Raw genomic sequence first — 2,507 nt, 5'->3', positions numbered from 1 at the left:
CCCCCCCCCCCCCCCCCCCCCCCCCCCCCCCCCCCCCCCCCCCCCCCCCCCCCCCCCCCCCCCCCCCCCCCCCCCCGTCTTGCTGCCCGGCCGGCGCGCGCACCCCGGTGCGGGGCCCGCCGCCGTCCCCTGCAAAGCCGGCGCACTCGACGTCAGCCCCGGCGCGCGGCCCGTACCGGCTCGCGCACGGCCGGTACGGCCACCAGAGCCGACGGTCCCTCAGCACACGTACGCCGCACTACGCCTCCGCCCGCCGGCGGCCCCACGCAACCGCGTAGCCGGGCCCACCTCAGCCCGAGCGGGCGAGCCGAGCCTGACGGCCCTATCGGGCGAGCCGAGCCCGGCCGGCAGGCACAAGGACCGCGGCCGGCAGACAGACGGGGCGGCTGGACGGTGGGGAGCACGGGCAGCCGATCGGCTGCCCCCGGGTGGCGCACGGGCCAGCGCCCGACTCGATCAGCGCCGGCCGCACGCCCCGGCACACCGGGAACGCACCGCGCCCGCCGGCCGTCGTAACGTTTCTGGCCCGTGGTTCAGGCGTACGTCGTGATGTCCTTGACCACGGAGAAGCCGAGCCCGTAGGCGCTCATGCCGCGCCCGTACGCGCCCACGTGGACGCCCTCGCGCGCGGAGCCGGCCAGCACCCAGCCGTACTCCGACTCGCGGTAGTGGAAGTCGGTCGGCACCCCGTCGACCGGCAGTGTGAGCTGCGACCACGCGGGGCCGCCGAGGTCGTCGGCGAGTTCCCAGGCGATGGCGGTCTGCTGGTCGAGCCAGTCCTGCCGCAGGGCGCGCTCCATCTGCGCGGGCCAGGTGCAGGAGAGGAGGCCGGAGCCGGCGAGCCAGGCCGCGGAGGAGACCGAGGTGGCCTCCAACATGCCGGTCCCGTCGGCGCTGCGCCGCACCGGGCGGCTGGCCACCGTCACCACGACCGCGAAGCGCTGCTTCTCGCGGTTCTCCGCACTGGTCTCCACCTTGAGCGAGGGCTCGTCGCCGTGTCCGGTCGAACCGTGCTCGACGGTGCCGTCGGCCGCCGCGCCCACCTGCATCAACCAACGCGGTCCGGTGAACGCCTCATCGAGGCCGTACCAGGGGAAGGCGGCCATCAGATAGCCGTCGACCGTCCTGCGCACCTTGGCGGGCATCCCCTGCGGGGCCGCCGCAACTTCTCCGGCGGGCGCGCCCGGAGCCGTCGCCGCGTCCTGCACGTCTGCCCGACTCGTCGTCTCCATCTGCGCGGAGCCCTCCTCATTGCCCTTCGCCGTGGCGGCCCGCCCCCCTTTCAGGCGACCTCACCTGGACACAGGGAGGATAGCCATACGGACCGGCCGGAAGGGGATCAGGTGGCGTCCGAGTCGAAGGGCGGCCGATCGTCAGGCTCGGGTTTATCCCGCTTGCGCAGCAGGTCGGAGCCGCCGGTGGGGCCCGCGGCCGGTGGCGCGGAATCGCCGCTGGCCGTACCGCTGCCGGTGGTGTCGCGGGCCGAGGTGACGTCGGAGACCTCGGCCATTTCCTTGCTGAAGTCGAATCCGTTACGGATCTCCTTCAGCCCGAGTTCGTCCTTGTCGAGCAGGTGCTTACGGGCGAAGTTCTTGGGATTCAGGTCCTCGAACTCAAAGTCCTTGAACTCCGGACCCAATTCTGTCCGGATGTCTTCCTTCGCACTGTCCGAGAACTCCCTGACCTTACGGATGAAACGGGCAGCGTCCTGAATCACCTTGGGCAGCTTGTCCGGACCGAAGATGAGCACCGCAAGGATGATGAGAGCGATTAGCTCTAGGGGTCCTATATCGAAGAACACCTTCTGCTCCTTGATGCGTCCGTGGCCAACGGTCCAGGCCATCCAACACGGTACCTGCCTCTCGGTGTGGTACGGGAGACGGCCAGGCCAACAACGGGCCAACCGCCGGCCTGCGGCACGCGACGCGCACCCCGCCAGACGCCCTCCCGCCGCCGGTCAGCGCCCGGCCCACACCCCGTTCCCCACCGCCGTACGGCCCCTCACCCACGCTCTGTCTTGCGCCGCCCCGCCCTGTCCCGCCTTGCCGCGTCCCGCCCCGAACCCTCACCGAAGCACCCGCCACACTGTGGTCTCCCGCACAGCAAACTCCCGATGCGACCCACAGCACAAGCCCGCGTCCCCCTTCTGCCGCCCCACGCCACCCCCCCCCCGAGCACACCGACACCACGCCCACCCCCACCAACAGCCACTTCTCCCGCATCACCCCACGAGTCACATCCGCCTCACATCCCGGCGGCGAACTTTCCGGCGTACGCCGCGTATCGGAGGTACCGGGCCCGGGCCCGGCGCCGGGGTGAGGGGCCGGAGCGTCGGCCGCGGGGCGAGCGCTGGGGTGGGGCTGAGGACGCCGGGGCCGGGCCCGTGTGGTCGTGGCCCGGACGGCGCGGGGGGGGGGGGCGGCGGGGGGGGGGGGGGGGGCGGGGGGGGGGGGGGGGGGGGGGGGGGGGGGGGGGGGGCCCCGCCCCCCCGCCGGGGGGGGGGGGGG

3 protein-coding genes are annotated in these 2,507 nt (G+C 73.9%); all 3 read right to left on the bottom strand.

The window, feature by feature from the left end:
• A partial coding sequence (locus AAHZ94_RS32555; protein ID WP_349997310.1) for a hypothetical protein occupies positions 1–226 on the bottom strand: 226 nt, incomplete at its 3' end.
• 307 nt (positions 227–533) lie between these two features.
• Positions 534–1,232: a hypothetical protein gene (locus tag AAHZ94_RS32550; RefSeq protein ID WP_349997309.1), complete on the bottom strand. Its 699-nt coding sequence runs from the start codon at positions 1,230–1,232 to the stop codon at positions 534–536.
• A gap of 107 nt (positions 1,233–1,339) precedes the next feature.
• Entirely contained in the window at positions 1,340–1,801 is a 462-nt protein-coding gene (locus AAHZ94_RS32545; RefSeq protein ID WP_349997311.1) for a sec-independent translocase, read from the bottom strand.
• Positions 1,802–2,507: the final 706 nt, after the last annotated feature.

Source organism: Streptomyces sp. HSW2009 (assembly GCF_040240285.1).
Classification (GTDB): Bacteria; Actinomycetota; Actinomycetes; order Streptomycetales; family Streptomycetaceae; genus Streptomyces.
The sequence above is the reverse complement of the archived record's forward strand: the minus strand, read 5'-3'. Positions and strand labels throughout refer to the sequence as shown.

What these genes read in the sequence shown, in the direction of transcription:
- AAHZ94_RS32550 (WP_349997309.1), bottom strand. Translation starts at nt 1,232, where the DNA reads ATGGAGACGACGAGTCGGGCAGACGTGCAGGACGCGGCGACGGCTCCG.